This is a genomic window from Pseudoalteromonas sp. Ps84H-4, assembly GCF_024124645.1.
Taxonomy (GTDB): domain Bacteria; phylum Pseudomonadota; class Gammaproteobacteria; order Enterobacterales; family Alteromonadaceae; genus Pseudoalteromonas; species Pseudoalteromonas lipolytica_C.
The window spans coordinates 21,827-38,547 of sequence record NZ_JAMXSK010000016.1 but is presented as its reverse complement, the minus strand read 5'-3'; the positions used below and the strand labels follow the sequence as shown (position 1 = coordinate 38,547).

12 protein-coding genes are annotated in these 16,721 nt (G+C 43.9%); 8 read left to right on the top strand and 4 right to left on the bottom strand.

Annotated elements, in window-relative coordinates:
* The 5 genes from NH454_RS14240 to NH454_RS14220 all read left to right on the top strand — a co-directional run bounded on the left by NH454_RS14240 (position 1) and on the right by NH454_RS14220 (position 8,861).
* The gene (locus NH454_RS14240; RefSeq protein WP_135922870.1) at positions 1-180 is read left to right on the top strand and encodes a DUF4177 domain-containing protein; all 180 of its coding nucleotides are present in this window, start codon (positions 1-3) and stop codon (positions 178-180) included.
* Positions 180-797, top strand: a complete 618-nt coding sequence (locus NH454_RS14235; RefSeq protein ID WP_253039405.1) for a LysE family translocator — start codon at positions 180-182, stop codon at positions 795-797. The genes NH454_RS14240 and NH454_RS14235 overlap by 1 nt, the downstream gene beginning before the upstream one ends.
* 188 nt (positions 798-985) lie before the next feature.
* Complete coding sequence (locus NH454_RS14230; RefSeq protein WP_253039403.1) at positions 986-3,880, top strand: TonB-dependent receptor; 2,895 nt, start codon at positions 986-988, stop codon at positions 3,878-3,880.
* Between the two features lie 22 nt (positions 3,881-3,902).
* Positions 3,903-8,219 (top strand): alpha-1,6-glucosidase domain-containing protein, encoded by a 4,317-nt coding sequence (locus tag NH454_RS14225; RefSeq protein WP_253039401.1) that lies wholly within the window; start codon positions 3,903-3,905, stop codon positions 8,217-8,219.
* Positions 8,220-8,318: 99 nt separating this feature from the next.
* Positions 8,319-8,861 (top strand): PH domain-containing protein, encoded by a 543-nt coding sequence (locus NH454_RS14220; RefSeq protein WP_138558501.1) that lies wholly within the window; start codon positions 8,319-8,321, stop codon positions 8,859-8,861.
* On the opposite strand, the gene NH454_RS14215 is transcribed toward NH454_RS14220, so the two are convergent.
* From NH454_RS14215 to NH454_RS14205, 3 genes are all read right to left on the bottom strand, one after another.
* Positions 8,858-10,648 carry an alkaline phosphatase D family protein gene (locus NH454_RS14215; protein ID WP_253039400.1) on the bottom strand — a complete coding sequence of 597 codons (1,791 nt, stop codon included), beginning with the start codon at positions 10,646-10,648 and terminating at the stop codon, positions 8,858-8,860. The two genes, NH454_RS14220 and NH454_RS14215, sit on opposite strands and share 4 nt — an antisense overlap.
* Before the next feature lie 62 nt (positions 10,649-10,710).
* Positions 10,711-11,055 carry a rhodanese-like domain-containing protein gene (locus NH454_RS14210; RefSeq protein ID WP_063702368.1) on the bottom strand — a complete coding sequence of 115 codons (345 nt, stop codon included), beginning with the start codon at positions 11,053-11,055 and terminating at the stop codon, positions 10,711-10,713.
* A 1-nt stretch (position 11,056) separates the two neighbouring features.
* Positions 11,057-11,245, bottom strand: a complete 189-nt coding sequence (locus tag NH454_RS14205; RefSeq protein WP_054562832.1) for a DUF2892 domain-containing protein — start codon at positions 11,243-11,245, stop codon at positions 11,057-11,059.
* Positions 11,246-11,378: 133 nt separating this feature from the next.
* Here NH454_RS14205 and NH454_RS14200 point away from each other — a divergent pair, with 133 nt between their 5' ends.
* From NH454_RS14200 to NH454_RS14190, 3 genes are read left to right on the top strand one after another with little or no spacing between them, the layout of a single operon-like run.
* Positions 11,379-11,681, top strand: coding sequence for a metalloregulator ArsR/SmtB family transcription factor (locus NH454_RS14200; RefSeq protein ID WP_063702365.1), 303 nt, complete (start codon positions 11,379-11,381; stop codon positions 11,679-11,681).
* A 7-nt stretch (positions 11,682-11,688) separates the two neighbouring features.
* Entirely contained in the window at positions 11,689-14,976 is a 3,288-nt protein-coding gene (locus NH454_RS14195) for an efflux RND transporter permease subunit (protein ID WP_253039399.1), read from the top strand.
* Positions 14,966-16,027: an efflux RND transporter periplasmic adaptor subunit gene (locus NH454_RS14190; RefSeq protein WP_253039398.1), complete on the top strand. Its 1,062-nt coding sequence runs from the start codon at positions 14,966-14,968 to the stop codon at positions 16,025-16,027. The genes NH454_RS14195 and NH454_RS14190 overlap by 11 nt, the downstream gene beginning before the upstream one ends.
* On the opposite strand, the gene NH454_RS14185 is transcribed toward NH454_RS14190, so the two are convergent.
* Positions 16,020-16,697 (bottom strand): nitroreductase family protein, encoded by a 678-nt coding sequence (locus tag NH454_RS14185; protein ID WP_253039397.1) that lies wholly within the window; start codon positions 16,695-16,697, stop codon positions 16,020-16,022. The genes NH454_RS14190 and NH454_RS14185 overlap by 8 nt on opposite strands.
* Positions 16,698-16,721: the final 24 nt, after the last annotated feature.

The following is a 16,721-nucleotide window of genomic DNA, read 5'->3' as shown; positions in this document are numbered from 1 at the left end:
ATGCAAAAAGTGGTTGAGTTTAAAAAGAAGCGCTTTTTCGGTGGCATCGATATTGAGGCATTAAATCAACGGGTGTTCGAGTTAGGCCAAGCTGGTTGGCAAGTGAAAACAATTACCACTGCCACTGGGTTTTATGGTCAGATAACATCCGTTTTATTACTAATTGAGAATAACGAATAATGACACTAACTGAGTGGTTGAGTTTAGTTTTAATTTGCGTGATGGGTGCGATGTCGCCAGGGCCGAGTTTAGCTGTAGTATTAAAACATAGCCTACATGGCGGCATGAAAAACGGCATGTTAGCGGCGTTAAGCCATGGTATTGGGGTTGGTTTTTATGCGTGTGCCTCGTTACTTGGCCTAGGTGCGCTGATGACGCAGCTACCAACGCTTTATCAAGTGCTGGTATATGGCGGTGCAGCATACCTGGCATATTTAGGTATTCGTATTCTGTTAGCTAAACCTAGCTCGCAAACACTGAATGTTGAGCAGGCTAAGCCTAGTCCCCGCAGCGCGTTGCAAGATGGCTTTGCCATTGCCTTTTTAAATCCAAAACTAGCAGTGTTCTTTTTAGCGCTGTTTTCGCAATTTATTGATCCAGAGAGCCTGACTTTGCAGGTTGGCTTAATCATGTGTTTAACGGTATTTGTGCTTGATACAGGCTGGTATCTACTTGTTGCACTGTTAACTGAAATATCAAAAAAGCGTTTTGGTTTTACCAAGACAAATCCATGGCTCGAAAAATTGCTAGGGATAATCTTTATTGCCTTAGCTGTTCGCGTCGTTATTACCCTGTAAAACCCTCTATATTGCGATTACATCACGAATTAAAAAAGGGTTGTGATCGCTGCTTTCCCCAGCAAGCTCCTATTGCATACGTATTCATCACACAATATTTACCTTTTGGTTACACTTTATTGGTTGTTTTTTGACAACAACAATAACCACAAATACAACACTTCCAACGACAACAGGGTGGGAATCCAATGGGGAAATTCAAGCTAAGTGCACTTATGCTGGCTTTAGTGGCAGCAAATAGTGCAATGGCGGCGACGGAAGAAGAACGCACATCAGCGAAGGAAATCGATCCTGAGCTAGAAGTAATCGAAGTGCGCGGCTTTAGTCGCAGCTTAATTCAATCATTAAATCAAAAACGTTTTAGTGATACTGTCTCTGAGCAGCTATCAGCCGATGATTTAGGCGCATTGCCTGATGTGTCTATGGCTGATGCATTAACACGTCTGCCGGGGATCTCAGCGGTACGCACTGGTGGCCAAGCTGCCGAAATCAACATTCGCGGTTTATCAGGTGGATTTGTTTTTTCGACATTAAACGGTCGTGAGCAAGTATCTACCAGTGGTAGCCGTAGTATTGAGTTTGACCAATATCCGTCTGAGTTAATCAGCTCGGCGGCGGTGTATAAGTCGCCAAAAGCCTCACTCATTGAAGGGGGCGTAGCGGGGACAGTAGAGCTACAAACAGCCAGCCCATTGGATAACGACCAGCAACACAAATTTACTGCGAATGTACGTGGTATGTATAACGACCGTGCTTCAGAGGTATTTGATGCCACCGAATACGGCGACCGTATTAGCTTTTCTTATCAAGGCAAATTTCTTGACGATACGTTAGGTGTGGCATTGGGTTACGCGCGACTATTCCAGCCAAGTGTGGCGACGCAGTTTATCGGTTTTGCTTACAACGGCAATAAAGATGTTGATGGACTGGCCAATGATACTGATGGCCCAGTAGATAACCCTGCTAATGAATATATTAGCGAGGGTTTTGAGCTTCAGCACTTAGGTGGTGAAGAAACCCGTAATGGTTATTTAACCTCAATTGAATGGGCACCAGCCGATAACTTTAAACTAAAAGGGGATGCGTTTTTATCGCGTTTTGATAGCGAATCATTTGCCCGTGGTTTTCGGGTTAAGTTTGGTGGTCCTTCTGCGGTTTATGCTAACCCAGTACTTGACGGTAATGCGGTGATTGGTGGCGCGATTAACCGCACATCAAACAGCTTTACCCGTGTTGAAATCGTTAATGATGATAACCAAGACTTTGATGAAGTAGACAGCTACGGTATTAATGCCGATTGGCAAATTACTGAGCGTTTGAATGTCAATGCTGATGTGTCGTTATCTCGTGCTAAGAGTAATTTCCGTAATGGTTTACTGTGGGCATTGGTTGCAGAAGATGCCACCGTTGAGAACCCAGTGTTCGATACCAATGTATCGCTTAACTATCAATTAAACGGCTTAAACTTGCCTGATGTAGGTTTTAACCAAGCCGACGCATTTAGCGATATTGACCGCGTTATGGTGAGTAAATACGGTATTTATCCGTATGAAAATGAAGATGAAGTTAAAGCGTTCCGACTCGATTTTAAATATGAGTTAGAGAATAACTGGTTCAGCTCAATTGAATTTGGTGCGCGTTATTCAGACCGTGAATACAGTAATAATCGCTCTGTATTTGAGTACGGTAACGACGGCGCATTCTCTTCGACTCAACCACCGCTTCGCCTTACTGATGACATGGCTACAGTGGTAGATTGGCAAGGTGAGTTTAGCTATTTCCCATCATACCTAGCGATAGATTTAGATAAAGCGCTCAACGCGTGGTTCCCAAGTGGTATTCCGCAGCCAGTACAAACCTGGGGTAATGCCGATGGTGTTGTTGATTTAGATGGTGATGGTGAGCCAGATGCACAAGGTTATACCACTAACTATTCATGGACCATGTTACAAAGTGGTTCAGTGTATGAAGAAGTGGTATCAGCCTACCTGATGCTTAACATTGATACCGAAATTGGCACTCTACCAGTCACAGGTAACATTGGTATTCGCCGAGTAGATACCGATCAGTCAGCGACGGTACTCGAAAACGTCGGTGGCGATCCGCAACTCGGTGCGCAGTATATTGTTGATGACAATGGCATTGTTAACGACCTATATGCACCAAGCGTGTTAGGCATTAAATACACAGACTACCTGCCTTCATTAAACCTGAACTTTAAAGTGAGTGACGCGACACAAATTCGTTTTGCTGCGGCAAAAGTGATGGCGCGTGCTCCGATTAACCGTTTAGCGGGCGATGCCAGTGCATCGGTTAACAATGACGGCGAAATTAACGGTTCAAGTACCAATAACCCATTCTTAAAACCTTTCTATGCTGATCAATACGATATCTCGTACGAGCAATACTTTGAAGACACCGATGGTGCACTGGTTGTTGCTGCGTTTTATAAGAATATCGACTCATTCATAGATACGGTGGCCATAGAGAACTTTGACTTTAAAGGTAATGGTTTTAACGTACCAGAATACATAGTCGACCCAGTCAGCGGTGAGCAAATCGAAACCACTAATGGTGTGTACACCACTGCGGTTAACAATGCTAAGGGTGGTTATATTCGTGGTATTGAGCTTGCCTATACGCAAGTTTTCTCTTTTTTACCCTCACCGTTTGAAGGTTTAGGTATTAACGCTAGTTACTCATATACAGAGAGCGAAGTGCAGTCTATCACCGATTTAGGTGGTGATTCTGTATCGCAAGACTTACCTGGCCTTTCAAACAATGTTTTTAACGGCACACTTTTTTACAGCTATGAAAACTTTGAAACACGTTTGAATGTGCGTTATCGCGATGATTTCGTATCAGAGCAAGTTGCTGTCAATGAGCAAGTGGTGAATTTTGATGCGGAAACGGTTGTCGATTTCCAAACATCGTATCAGTTCACAGATTCATTCGGCATGTTATTACAAGTGAATAACTTAACCGATGAACCAACACAAAGCTACTTTGGAACAACCAGTAAAACAGGCACCACGCAATTCTTTGGTCGTCAGTTTTATCTAGGTTTTACCTATAACCATTGATCAGTGAGTTGGAGATAAAAATATGAAAATAATAGCTAATTTTAGCCGCTTACTGATTGCATGTAGCATGGTATTGCTAGCTGCATGTGGTGGTGGCGCAAGTAACGATATAGATTCAGGACAAGTATTATTGACCTGTAGTGTCCCACAAGTTCCCAATGAAGCGGGGACTGAGTGTGTTGATCCGCCACCGATTAGTTGTCCGGCACCAACGGTACCCGATGAGAATAATGAAAGCTGCGTAGTAGGCGCTGATCCCACTTTGCCTGATCCTGTGGTTTTCCCTGCAGATGACGAAGCCATCTTATTCTATAACCGCACCAGTGATGATGCCTACGAAGGTTATCGATTACACTCATGGAATAACGATGACTGTGATGCGTACGCAGCGCCGTTTGATGCCACTGATTGGGCCAATGGGCATGAATACGATGGTATTGATCCTAACTATGGCGCGTACTGGATTGTAAAACTAAAAGAAGGTTACAACGAGTGTGCTAACTTCATCGTGCATATTGGTACTGAAGGTTCTGGCAAAGCGTTTGGTGATGTTGATTTAAAAATGCCATTGATGCAGGACGATGAAAAGTTCCAACGTATGAACTTTACCATTCATGGTGAACCATCAGTATTTGAATATCCAATTGTTAGCTTAGGTGAGCGCCCGGTGAGTATTTCTGGTGCTTCAGCGCACTGGATTGATTTATCAACTGTGATTTACCAGCCAAGTAATGAGCTGACAAGCATCATTAAATTACACTCATCAAACAGTGCAGATTTAGCTGTCGATGAAGATACCGGTGAGTTAAATGGTCAAGTGCTTGAGCTTACATCGACATCTTTGAGCGATGAACAAGTCGCTAAAGTGCCGCACCTTGCTGGATGGAATGCATACCAAGGTAACTGGGATGCAGCCGCTGCAAAAGAGCTTATTAAACAACAACTGGTTGTGGCAGGCTATGATGCTGATGGCAAGCTTATTGAAGCCACTTATGTGCAAACCGCTAAAGCCCTTGATGACTTATACACCAGTGGCGAAAGTGACGCTAATGAAGCACAACTAGGTGTGCATTACGCCAATAATGGCATTGATGTGTCGGTATGGGCACCGACTGCAAGCAATATGAAATTAGCGCTTTATGATGCTAATAAAACAGAGCTTGAACAACTTGCTATGACCTTTGATAGCGCAACGGGTATTTGGTCTAGCAATGTCGATATCAGTCACGATCGTCATTACTACCGCTTTATGTTTGATGTTTATCATCCGACGACTAAGCAAATTGAAAGCTTATGGAGCACAGATCCTTATTCACTCAATGTTTCAACCAATGGTTTATATAGCCAATTGATTAACCTTGATGATGAAGATACTAAACCGACTGGCTGGGATGAGCGTATGGTGCCAACAATTGATTACCCGGAGCAAGCGGTAATTTATGAAGGCCATGTGCGTGATTTTAGTGTACGTGATGAAACCGTCAGTGAAGCAAACCGTGGTAAGTATCTTGCGTTTACTGAGCTTGATAGCGCACCAATGCAACATCTCAAAAAGCTGGCAGATAATGGCTTAACACATTTCCATTTACTACCACTGACAGATATTGGCACCATTGATGAAGATGCCAGTCAGCGTGTTGATATTACTGCAACCTTAGGTGATTTATGTAGCCGCATTGACGATGATGCCGATGCATGTAAAACCGAAGATAAGAGCGCTTTAATTGTTGATTTAATGGCGTCTTACCTACCTGGCTCTGATGATGCTCAAGCACTTGCTAATGCAATGCGTGGTGTTGATAGCTTTAACTGGGGTTATGATCCGCATCATTTTATTGCGCCTGAAGGCTCTTACGCTTCATCGCCTGAAGGTATTGCACGAGTCAAAGAAACGCGTGCGATGATCCAGTCTTTACAAGAAATTGGTTTACGTGTCGTGCTTGATGTTGTTTACAACCACACGACCTCATCAGGTGTTTGGGATAAATCAGTCTTCGATAAACTGGTACCAGGTTATTACCACAGATATAACGAAACATCAGGCGATATTGAGCGCTCAACCTGTTGTGAAAATACAGCAACAGAACATGTCATGATGGATAAGTTTGTTGCTGATTCTATGGTAATTTTAGCCCGTGACTTTGGTTACGATAGCTTCCGCTTTGATGTGATGGGGCATATGCCAAAAGCGTCAATTATGACCGCGCTTAGTGCAGTGCAAGCGGTTGACCCAGATACTTACTTCTACGGTGAAGGGTGGAACTTTGGTGAAGTCGCAGATAACCGTTTATTTGTGCAAGCTAAACAAATGGATATGGCTGGCACTGAAGTAGGCACCTTTAATGACCGTATACGTGAGGCAATTCGCGGTGGTGCATTCTTTAGCAATAATGCCACAGATGGCAATTTATCTGAGCAAGATACGTTGCGTTTATCACTGGCAGGTAACTTACAAAACTACATTCTTAAAGACTTTAAAGGTAATTCAGCAAAAGGCAGTAGCTTTAGTTGGAGTGGTCAGCCTGCGGCTTATGCACTCGATCCGGCTGACAGCATTAACTATGTCTCTAAGCATGATAACGAAACATTGTGGGATCAGCTGCAATATAAACATGGCACTAACTTAAGTATTGAAGAGCGTGTGCGTGTTCACAATATGGCTTTAGCTATGCCGCTGATGAGCCAAGGTATTCCATTTATGCAAATGGGTGCTGATCTGCTGCGTTCTAAATCAATGGATCGTAACAGCTATGATTCTGGTGATTGGTTTAACTTTGTTGATTTCAGTAAAGAAACCAACAACTGGAATGTAGGTTTACCGCCTGCGCAAGATAACCAAGCGAAGTGGGGCGAAATTGCACCTATTTCGGCAAATACGAATGCGCAAGCGATGGCTAGCGACATTGAATACGCAAGTAATGTATTTACTGAGTTCTTAGCAATTCGTAGTGCCAGCCCATTATTTAGTTTAACCACAGAGCAAGACATCTTAGACCGCGTTGGCTTCCACAATATTGGTAAGCGTCAACAACAAGGTTTAGTGGTGATGAGTATCGATGATGGTGTTGGTTTGACTGATCTAGATAGCCAATACGATGCCATTGTCGTGGTGATGAACGGCACTGAGCAAAGCTTATCGCATACGGTATCAACGGCTGCGGGTTTTGAGCTTCATCCTGTTTTAAAAGCGAGTGTTGACTCTAGTATGTCAGCGGCAAGCTTTATAGCTGGTGAGGGCGAAGGTACCTTTAATGTTCCGCCATATACTGTTGCTGTGTTTGTGAAACCACAAGCTGATGCACAAGGCGAAGGCCTAAGTGCCGATGCGACTGTGGGGGCACCTGATATCGTACCATTTGGTAGCACAACAGTTTATGTTCGTGGCTCGTTAAACGACTGGGGTACGGCAAATAGCTTTGAATATGTGGGTAATGGCGAGTACAAAATTGCCATTCCTCTAACAGCGGGTAGTTATGAGTTTAAAGTCGCTTCAGAAGATTGGTCTACCGTTGATTTTGGAGCGCTTTCTGCTGATGTTGCTGAGGTGATCGAAGGTGAAGATGAGCCGCTAACACGCAGTGGTGCCAATATGATCTTTACGGCGGCAATGGATGCTGTTTATGTGTTCTCATTCGATGCCACAGACACCGATAACCCAGTACTTAAGGTTTATAACGAAGAGCCATTTGTTGGCACTGCAATTTATGTACGCGGTAGCTTAAATGATTGGGGTACCAGTGACGAGCTGATGTATCAAGGTAAAGGTATTTATACCTTCACTAAACAGCTAACCGCGGGTAGCTATGAATTCAAAGTAGCCTCTGAAGACTGGAGTACGGTGGATTATGGCTCAGGTGAAAGCAGCGCGGCAGTCACTGTGGGTACAGAAAAATTGCTCGCAGTAAAAGGTGCAAACATGACAATGGATATTGCAAGCGATGGTCAATATCAGTTTGTGTTTGATGCCAGCAACCTTGAAGAGCCACTCATGAGCGTATTCAATCCAGAAATGTTTGGCGCAACTCAGGTTTACTTACGCGGTAGCGTTAATGGCTGGGGCACAGATAACCCACTGATTTATGCTGGTGATGCGATGTACAGTACCACCATGACATTAGAAGCAGGTGACTATGAGTTCAAAGTCGCTTCTGAAGATTGGAGTACCGTAGATTACGGTGGCAGTGGTGATGCCCCTGTTGCTGTGCTTGGCGAAGCTGCTTTACTAGAAGCGGTTGGCGCCAATATCGCCCTTAGTATTGCAGCTGCTGGCGATTATCGTTTTACAGTGCAAGGACCTGATCTGAGTAAACTAACAGTGACGGTTGAAGCAGTGGAGTAGCTTTCCCTGCAGTACCCTTAAGCCGGGCTTTTGCTCGGCTTTTTTTGTATTTAATGAAAAGTTTGTATATTGTCATAACTACTTATCAAGGAGCCTATGATGACAGAAACCAGTTTATTGAGTGCCAGCTTTGATCCAAAAGTAAAACAGTATTGGTTATTACTGGGTATTTTTACCTGTGTGATTAGTATGGTAGGTATCCCTTTCATTCCCATAGTTGCGTTAATAATCTGGCTGGTGGCAGGGCGTATTTTAGCGGCGATGTCAGCCACGTTGCTAACGCGTAAGTTAGTGGTAAAACGCGGTGTATTCTTTAAAGAAGAAAAATCGATCCCACTTGAAAAAATAACCGATGTGGCACTTAGCCAAGGTCCTTTGATGCGTCAATTTGGTCTTTATCGACTGAGTTTTGAAACGGCAGGTCAATCAGGGCAAGGTGCATTGGTATCATTACTCGGAGTGGTTGATGCAGAGGCCTTTCGCGAAGCAATCTTGAAACAAAAAGATGAGATGACGCAAAGCAGCAGTGCTAAAGCTGAGCATAAACCTGAAGATAGTCAGTTAGAACTGCTGCGTTCACTTACTTATAGCGTAAAAAACATTGAGCAAATGTTAGTTACGCTATTAGATGAAAAGCGTTAAGCCAGTTGTAAAGTAGGGTTACCAGCTTGTACGCTGATCGCTTTTTGACGCTCGCTAAGCAGTGTGTAATCGGCTGTTTTAACGCTACTTACATAATGCCACTGGGCAAGCGCTTGCTGTTGAGTAAAGGTGACCGTTAAGTAACCGCGTTCCACTAAATTGTTGTAAGCTAAGTCGTTAACCAGTAATGCAATAACTTGCTCAATTTGTGCGACAGCTTCGCTTGGTTGCGTATTCAACGCTAAGTAGTTCTCAAGACCCGGAGAAGAAACCGAAGATGTGGCAAACTCAACACCAGCTGCAGCTTTTGCAGAAACAGGGTTACTAGCATCAGTGACTAATTGTCCTGCCCAGCTGTTATGCGTATCACCCGCTAAAACCACCAAGTTCTTTTGCGCTGCAATTGCAGTCCCAAGTATTACCTCACGTTCATAAGCATAGCCATCCCATGCATCAAGATTATAAGGCGCTGTTGTTTCTACGCGTGCTCGCTGCTCACTAGTAACCGTTGGATCGCCAGCTAATACGCGCCCTTTAATTTGCGCAAGCTCACTAAATAACGTGTTTGCTTGAGCAAGTAATGCAGATGGGTCAGCACCGCTTGCTTGAGTCACTTGAATATTCATAAGTAACTGCAAAATCTCAAATGGCAAATGCATTTTGGTCATCAGCACTTGTTGCCCAAGTACTTGCCATTGTGTTGTTGCTGTTGTTAAACCATCAGTTAGCCATGTAAGTTGCTCGTTACCTAATAGGGCACGAGTCGGTGAGCTAATTGCTGCAACAAAGTCAGTTTGTCCTTGGCTGCTGGTTAAATTGAAATCTGCATAATTAACTTGCTCGTCGCGAGCTAAAACACGGGTATCGAGCATGTGTAACGACACTAAATTACCAAACTCGAAGCGTCGATAAATACGTTCTTTATCGGCTACATTACGGATAGGCATCCATTCAAAGTAGGCTTGTAGCGCATGCATTTTGCGCTCGCTAAATTCACCTTCGCCGTCGTTGTGATTTTCAGCGCCACTGCGCCATGTATCATTAGTTATTTCATGGTCGTCCCAAACAGTAATAAATGCACAATGACTATGGGCAGCTTGCAGGTTTTCGTCTTTACGATAATGGGCGTAACGTTTGCGATAATCCGCTAAAGAAATGATTTCGTCGCTATTGTCATCAGGTAATAAACGGCCAAGTTCGGCGGCATTTTCAGTGGCATAACCTGTATTACCATATTCGTAGATGTAGTCACCTAGGTGCAGTACTGCATCTAAATCGGTTTGTTTTGCGATTTCACCATACACATGAAAGTAGCCAGCAGGATAGTTAGCGCAAGAGACAACGGCAAATTTTACTTGTTCTATGTTGTCGGTTGGAAGCGTTTTACCTGCTCCAGTAGGTGAGGTTTTACCATTACTTATGAAGCGGTAGTAATAGGTAGTGTTAGCATCGAGACCTTGCAGATCAACTTTTAAGGTGAAGTCGGTTGCATCGCTTACCTGTGTTTCGCCATCATGGCTAATGGTTGTGAAGTTAGCATCTGTTGAGGCCTGCCAAACAACGTTAACACTCGTGACGTTTTCAAGTGGTGTTATGCGAGTCCAAATAATGAGACTGTCAGCGAGAGGGTCGCCACTGGCAACACCGTGATCAAAGCTGACAGGGATTTGCTTTGTGGTTTCGTCATCATCGTCATTAAGACTACAGCCCGTTAAACCGAAAGATAAAACGGCGGCTCCAAAACCAGCCGCCGATGCTTTTAAAAAGCGTCTGCGTGTAAAAGTCATTGCTCTGTACCTATAAGTAGAAAAGTACGAGCTTATCCGACCAGTGTTACTGTTCTATGAAGTTAAAACACCTGACAAATTTGTTCTGCATTACAGGTGATTACAGTGACATTTTCGTAGCCAACACGAGTCAAAGCTTCAGCACTGAGTGTGGCACGAGCACTACTTGCACAGTGTAAGTAAATGGGTCTTGCAGGATCTTTTTCAATTTCCATTAATTTCATTTCAAGTACACCGCGTGGGATATTAATTGCACCTGTTGCTGCTTTAGTTGCGTGTTCAGCAGGCTCACGTACGTCTATTAATAAACCGTGGTTTTCGCTTAATTCTTGTTTTGCTTGGTCAGCACTAATGCGGCGCTGGTTTGGGGCAACAATTTTCATTAAGTCAGGAATTGGTGTCAGCATACTAATCCTCCATGCCAAGTTTGCGTAAAATGGTGATCATTGGGCACCATTTCGTGAATGCCGATTGAATTAAGTTTAGAGCAATAAATACCGTAAACCAAATCCACAGCGGACTGTGAAACTGTTGTAGCAACAATGAAATACAGATCATTACACCAGCAATTAGGCGAAGCGCGTCATTTAGTTTCATAAAAAGACCTCGATAACAGAGTGATGTATTTAATATATTAGATAATACTACATTAGTAAATTCTAATATTAGACTTTTCTAATATATCAATCTATACTTTAGCGGTATTTTAAGAATATAGAGTAGTGTGATTATGAACATCGATTTTGCGGCTATGGCCGACAATGTGGAACAAGCAGAGCAAATGCTAAAGATATTGGCGAATAAAAATCGCTTGATGATCTTATGTTCGCTGCAAGATGGTGAAATGAGCGTGAGCGAATTAAACGAAGCTGTGCCGTTGGCGCAGTCAGCATTATCGCAACACTTAGCGGCACTAAGAAAAGCTCAGATAGTCGCGACTCGACGCGAAAGCCAAACTATCTATTATCGCGTGGTCGATAAAAGTGTTATGGCAATCCTTGAAACCCTTCATGGTTTATTTTGCAAAAGGTAGTTAAGCAATGAATGCTATCGATAATGCAGTAAAAAACAGCTTGAGCGGCCGCCTCCCTGTCATTATTTTTATTATGTCGGTGCTGCTTGGTTTAATGGCATTAAAGCAAACCCCTCGTGAAGAAGAGCCGCAAATTGTGGTTCCTATGCTTGATATATATGTGGCAGCACCAAACGTTGAAGCGCCAGAAGTAGCAAGGCTGGTAACTGAACCTTTGGAGAAGTTATTGGCGCAGTTAACGGGCGTTGAGCATATTTACTCGACCACACAAAGTAATGCTGCTGTTGTTACTCTTCGCTTTGAAGTCGGTCACGATCGCGAGCAAGCCATTCTCGACACTTACGCTAAACTCTATAGCTATCAACACACTATGGCGTCAGTGATCAGCTCATGGCAAATACGTCCGGTTGAAGTGAACGATGTACCCATTGTGATGCTGGGCTTATTTAGTAAAGATCCAAAACTTTACGATGATTATCAACTAACCCGCTTTGCTAACGAAATCGCTAACAGTTTACAGCGCATCGAAAATACCAGCGAAGTGAAAGTGATTGCAGGTAGAACTCGTCAATTAACGATTAACCTTGATGCAAGTGCTCTTGCTGCACACCAAACAACATTAACCGATGTGTATTATGCGCTTAGCGTATCTAACCAATTAGTGAATGTGGGCAGCGTTGTTGAGGGTAAGCAGCAAATTGCCTTACAAGTGGGTGATGTTTTACGCTCTCAATCTGCGATTGAACGGCTTGTTGTCAATGTGGTTAATGGTAAGAGTGTTTACCTAAGTGATGTCGCCGAGGTGAGTGATGGGCCAAGCGAAGCACAAAGTTATCAATGGTTGGCTAAATCAGATAATCAGCAACAACTTCCTTTAGTCACTATTAGTGTCGCTAAACAAGCAGGTACCAATGCGGTAGCTGTAGCCAATGAAGTGCACAGCATGATGGATAGCTTATCGGCTAATCTACTACCAGATGAACTGGGCTACACCGTACTGCGTGACTATGGCCAAACCGCGAATGAAAAAGTAAATAACCTTACATCGAGCTTAGTGTTTGCGGTATTTACCGTGGTTATTTTTGTTGGCGTATTTTTAGGTTGGCGACCAGCGATTGTTGTGGGGCTAGCGGTACCTATTTGCTACGGCATCACCCTGACACTTGATTTTGCCTTTGGCTATACGATTAACCGAGTCACGCTGTTTGCATTAATACTTTCTTTAGGTTTATTGGTTGATGATCCCATTACTGGGATAGACAACATAAGTCGCTTTTTAACAAAAAAAGGCGATAAAAAACAACGCATAGTTGATGCCATGAGCGAAATTCGTGTGGCGCTGTTTATGTCTACATTGACCATTATGGTGGCGTTTATCCCACTTGCGTTTATCACTGGCATGATGGGGCCGTATATGGCACCGATGGCATTTAATGTGCCGGTCAGTGTGATGGTTTCGACCATAGTGGCATTTTTTGTCACGCCATGGTTGGCCATGAAATTACTTAAAGCGCCAGTCGATGACAGCATGCAACTAGAAGCTAATCCCCATAGCTTATACGAGCGCATGTTATCGCCATTACTTGAGTCTAAAGGCCGCGCCAAACTCGTTCTATGGACCACATTAGCTTTGTTTGTCGCCAGTGCCATGTTACCCGTAATGCGTGCAGTGCCTCTAAAGCTATTACCGTTTGATAATAAAAACGAGTTGCAAGTTTTAATTGATATGCCAGAAGGCACAAGCCTTGAGCAAACCGCCGCTTTCACTCGACAAGTACAAACCATCACTTGGCAATTAAATGAAGTAAGTGAGGCGGCAGCCTATGTTGGTCAGCCATCAAGCATGGACTTTAATGGTATGGTGCGTGGTTATTATCGACGTGAAGCTGCTAATTTAGCTGAACTCAGAGTATTACTGCTCGATAAAACTGAGCGTGATCATCAATCTCATGGTGTGGTCATGCGCTTGCGTGCCGCATTAGCGCCACTGGCAACCGATGGCATTGTAATTAAAGTGGTGGAAGTGCCACCAGGTCCGCCGGTTTTAAGTACCTTAGTGGCTGAAGTTTACAGTGAGCCATTTGTTGATACAGACACGCACTATCAAGCAGCCCTTGCTGTTGCTGCAAGGTTAAAACAAGAGCCGCATGTGGTTGAAGTTGATACCAGTATTGCTGCCAATGCGCCGTTACAGCGTTTTGTTACCGATAAAAGTAAAGCGTCATTGTCGGCGGTGTCTACGCAAGATATTGCCCAGACCTTAGCCATTGCCTCACATGGACAAAATGTTGGGGTGTTATATGTTAGCGGCGAAACAGACCCTGTCGATATAAAGTTACAACTGCCTTATCAAGATCGTAACCAATTTGCTCAATTGCTGGCATTACAAGTTCGTGGTGATAGGGAGCTTGCAAAAACCAGTGATGAATTTGGGCTGCAAAGTGCACCACGTCCGCTGGTGGCGCTATCTGAGTTAGGTGAATTTCAGCATCAAGATGTTGCCAAGCCAATTATGCGTAAAGATCAGCGTAATGTTGTGTATGTAATGGCTGAGCTAAATGGCCGTACACCCGCTGAAATTATTGCTGACGTTAATGCCGACTTAGGCACCAGCGCTGACGAATTTAGCCAAACAGATTGGCAAAGTAGGCACTTTTTCAACAATGGTGGTGGCCAAGCTTGGCAATTACCTGCTGGCACTGACGTGACCTTTAGTGGTGAAGGTGAATGGCGAATTACCATTGATGTATTCAGAGATATGGGTATTGCCTTTGCGTTTGCGCTCACTGCAATTTTCATCATCTTACGCATTCAAACAAACTCTGCGAGTTTGTCACTGATCATCATGTCGGCTATTCCATTAACCGTAATAGGGATCATGCCGGGCTTTTGGCTATTAAATCAATTTGGAGAGCGCAGCATTGCTGGTGCTCCAGAGCCGGTGCTATTCACCGCAACAGCCATGATAGGCATGATTGCACTTGCCGGTATTGTGGTTCGTAACTCACTTATTTTAGTTGAGTTTATAAATCAAGCTCGCGGCCAAGGTATGGCAATTAAACAGGCTTTAATCGCCGCAGGCACCGTGCGTATGCGCCCTGTGTTACTCACAGCGGGAACCACCTTATTAGGTAACTTGGTGATCACCCTAGATCCGGTATTTAGCGGTCTAGCGATCGCAATTATTTTTGGTATTGTGGCATCAACATTGTTCTCATTATTTGTTGTGCCGCTGGTTTATTATTTAGTGTTTGCAAAGGATGCAGCCAAAGAGGAACAAGCTCATGCAGGGTAAATCGAAACTTATTGGTTCAATCATCGCGTTATCAGTGATTATTGTGGCGGTACTTTACATGGCGGGCAGTTTTTCTGATAAGCAAGCTGCAGGCATGAAAAACCCATCGGCAAATGATTACACTGGTCAGTTAGTGACTGTGACACTGGCAGATATTGCTCGTGATGAAGTTGTACCGGGCACCGTGATTGCAAAACAAAATACGCAAATCTCTTCTCGTGTAATGGCACAAGTTGAGCGTTTAAATGTACGCGCTGGCGATACTGTAAAACAAGGTGACGTGCTAATTACCTTGCAGCAAGATGACTTTAAAGCAGGACTTGCTCAAAGCGAAGCACAAATAAATGCTATTAATGCATCGCTAACTCAAGCTGAGAAACAACTAAAGCGTATTAACGACTTATACAAGCAAGGCTTGGTATCTGTTAGCGAATACGACGATGCAAAAGCAAGGTTCGATAATTTAACTGCGAACCTAGCGATTGCTAAACAGCAGCAAACACAAGCGCAAGTTGCACTGAGTTTTACGCAAATTAAAGCGCCGATTTCAGGTGTTGTGGTTGAGCGTTTTGCAGAGCCTGGCGATACCGCAACTCCTGGCACGCCATTACTCGCACTGTATAACCCACAACAATTGCAATTAGCATTTAATGTCAGAGAACAACAAGCAATTAAGTTGAATGTTGGTCAAACTCTAACGGTTAAACTACCTGCTTTATCTACGTCAATGCCTGCCACAGTGACAGAAATTGTGCCTGTTGCTGATAGTGCTGCGCGTAGTATGGAAATCCGTTTAGAAACAGATGCCCAAACTGGGTTAATGCCTGGCCTTTATGCACAATTACAATTACCGCTCGCCACTGAAAAAGGGGTGTTGATTGACTCAGGCTGGGTGCATCAATATGGCCAATTGAGCATGGTCTATTTACTTGAAAATAATCAGATAGTGCGTCGCTATGTACGCCTTGGCGAAATGGTCAATGGACAGCAGCACATCGTTTCAGGTTTAAACCCGGGTGATGTGCTGGCTGTTGATTTTAAAACTAAATAAAGGTCGCTATTTCGTCCAGCGACTTTTTCACTAAGGCATGCTCAGGGATGGTTGCATCTGTGCTTGGGTAGCCTGCAATAAGCAGCATGTAAGGGCGCTCATTATCTTTATCGCGGCCACAAATTTCGGTCAAAAAGCTCATTGGCTTTGGTGTATGCGTGAGGGTGGCAAGGCCAGCTCTGTGTAGTGCTTGAATTAAAAAGCCGGTTGCTAGGCCAACAGATTCATGAACATAGTAATTGGTATTTTTGTCATCGGCAGAAATACCGCCTTTCTTTTGACTAAACACGGCAATTAGCCAAGGCGCATGCTCAAGGTAGGGCTTACTGGCATCGGTGCCAAGTGGTTTTAAGGCATCTAACCATTCTTCACCCGCGCGACCTTCATAAAATGAGCGCTCTAGTTTTTCAGCGGCTTCTCGAATTTGTTTTTTCACATCGCTGCTGTGTATTGCTACAAAGTGCCAAGGTTGATGATTGGCACCGCTCGGTGCAGTGCCAGCCGCTCTAATACAGGTCTCGATTATTTCTTTTGGCACTGGGCGGTCGCTAAAACTGCGAATACTGTGGCGACGCTGACTCACGGCTAAAAACTCTTCGGCGCGTTTAAGCATCTCGTCATGAGGGTACTCAATAAAGTCATTGAGTGGTTGGTTTTTGTGTTCTTGCATGGCTTTTCGCTTCTTGTGTGTTGA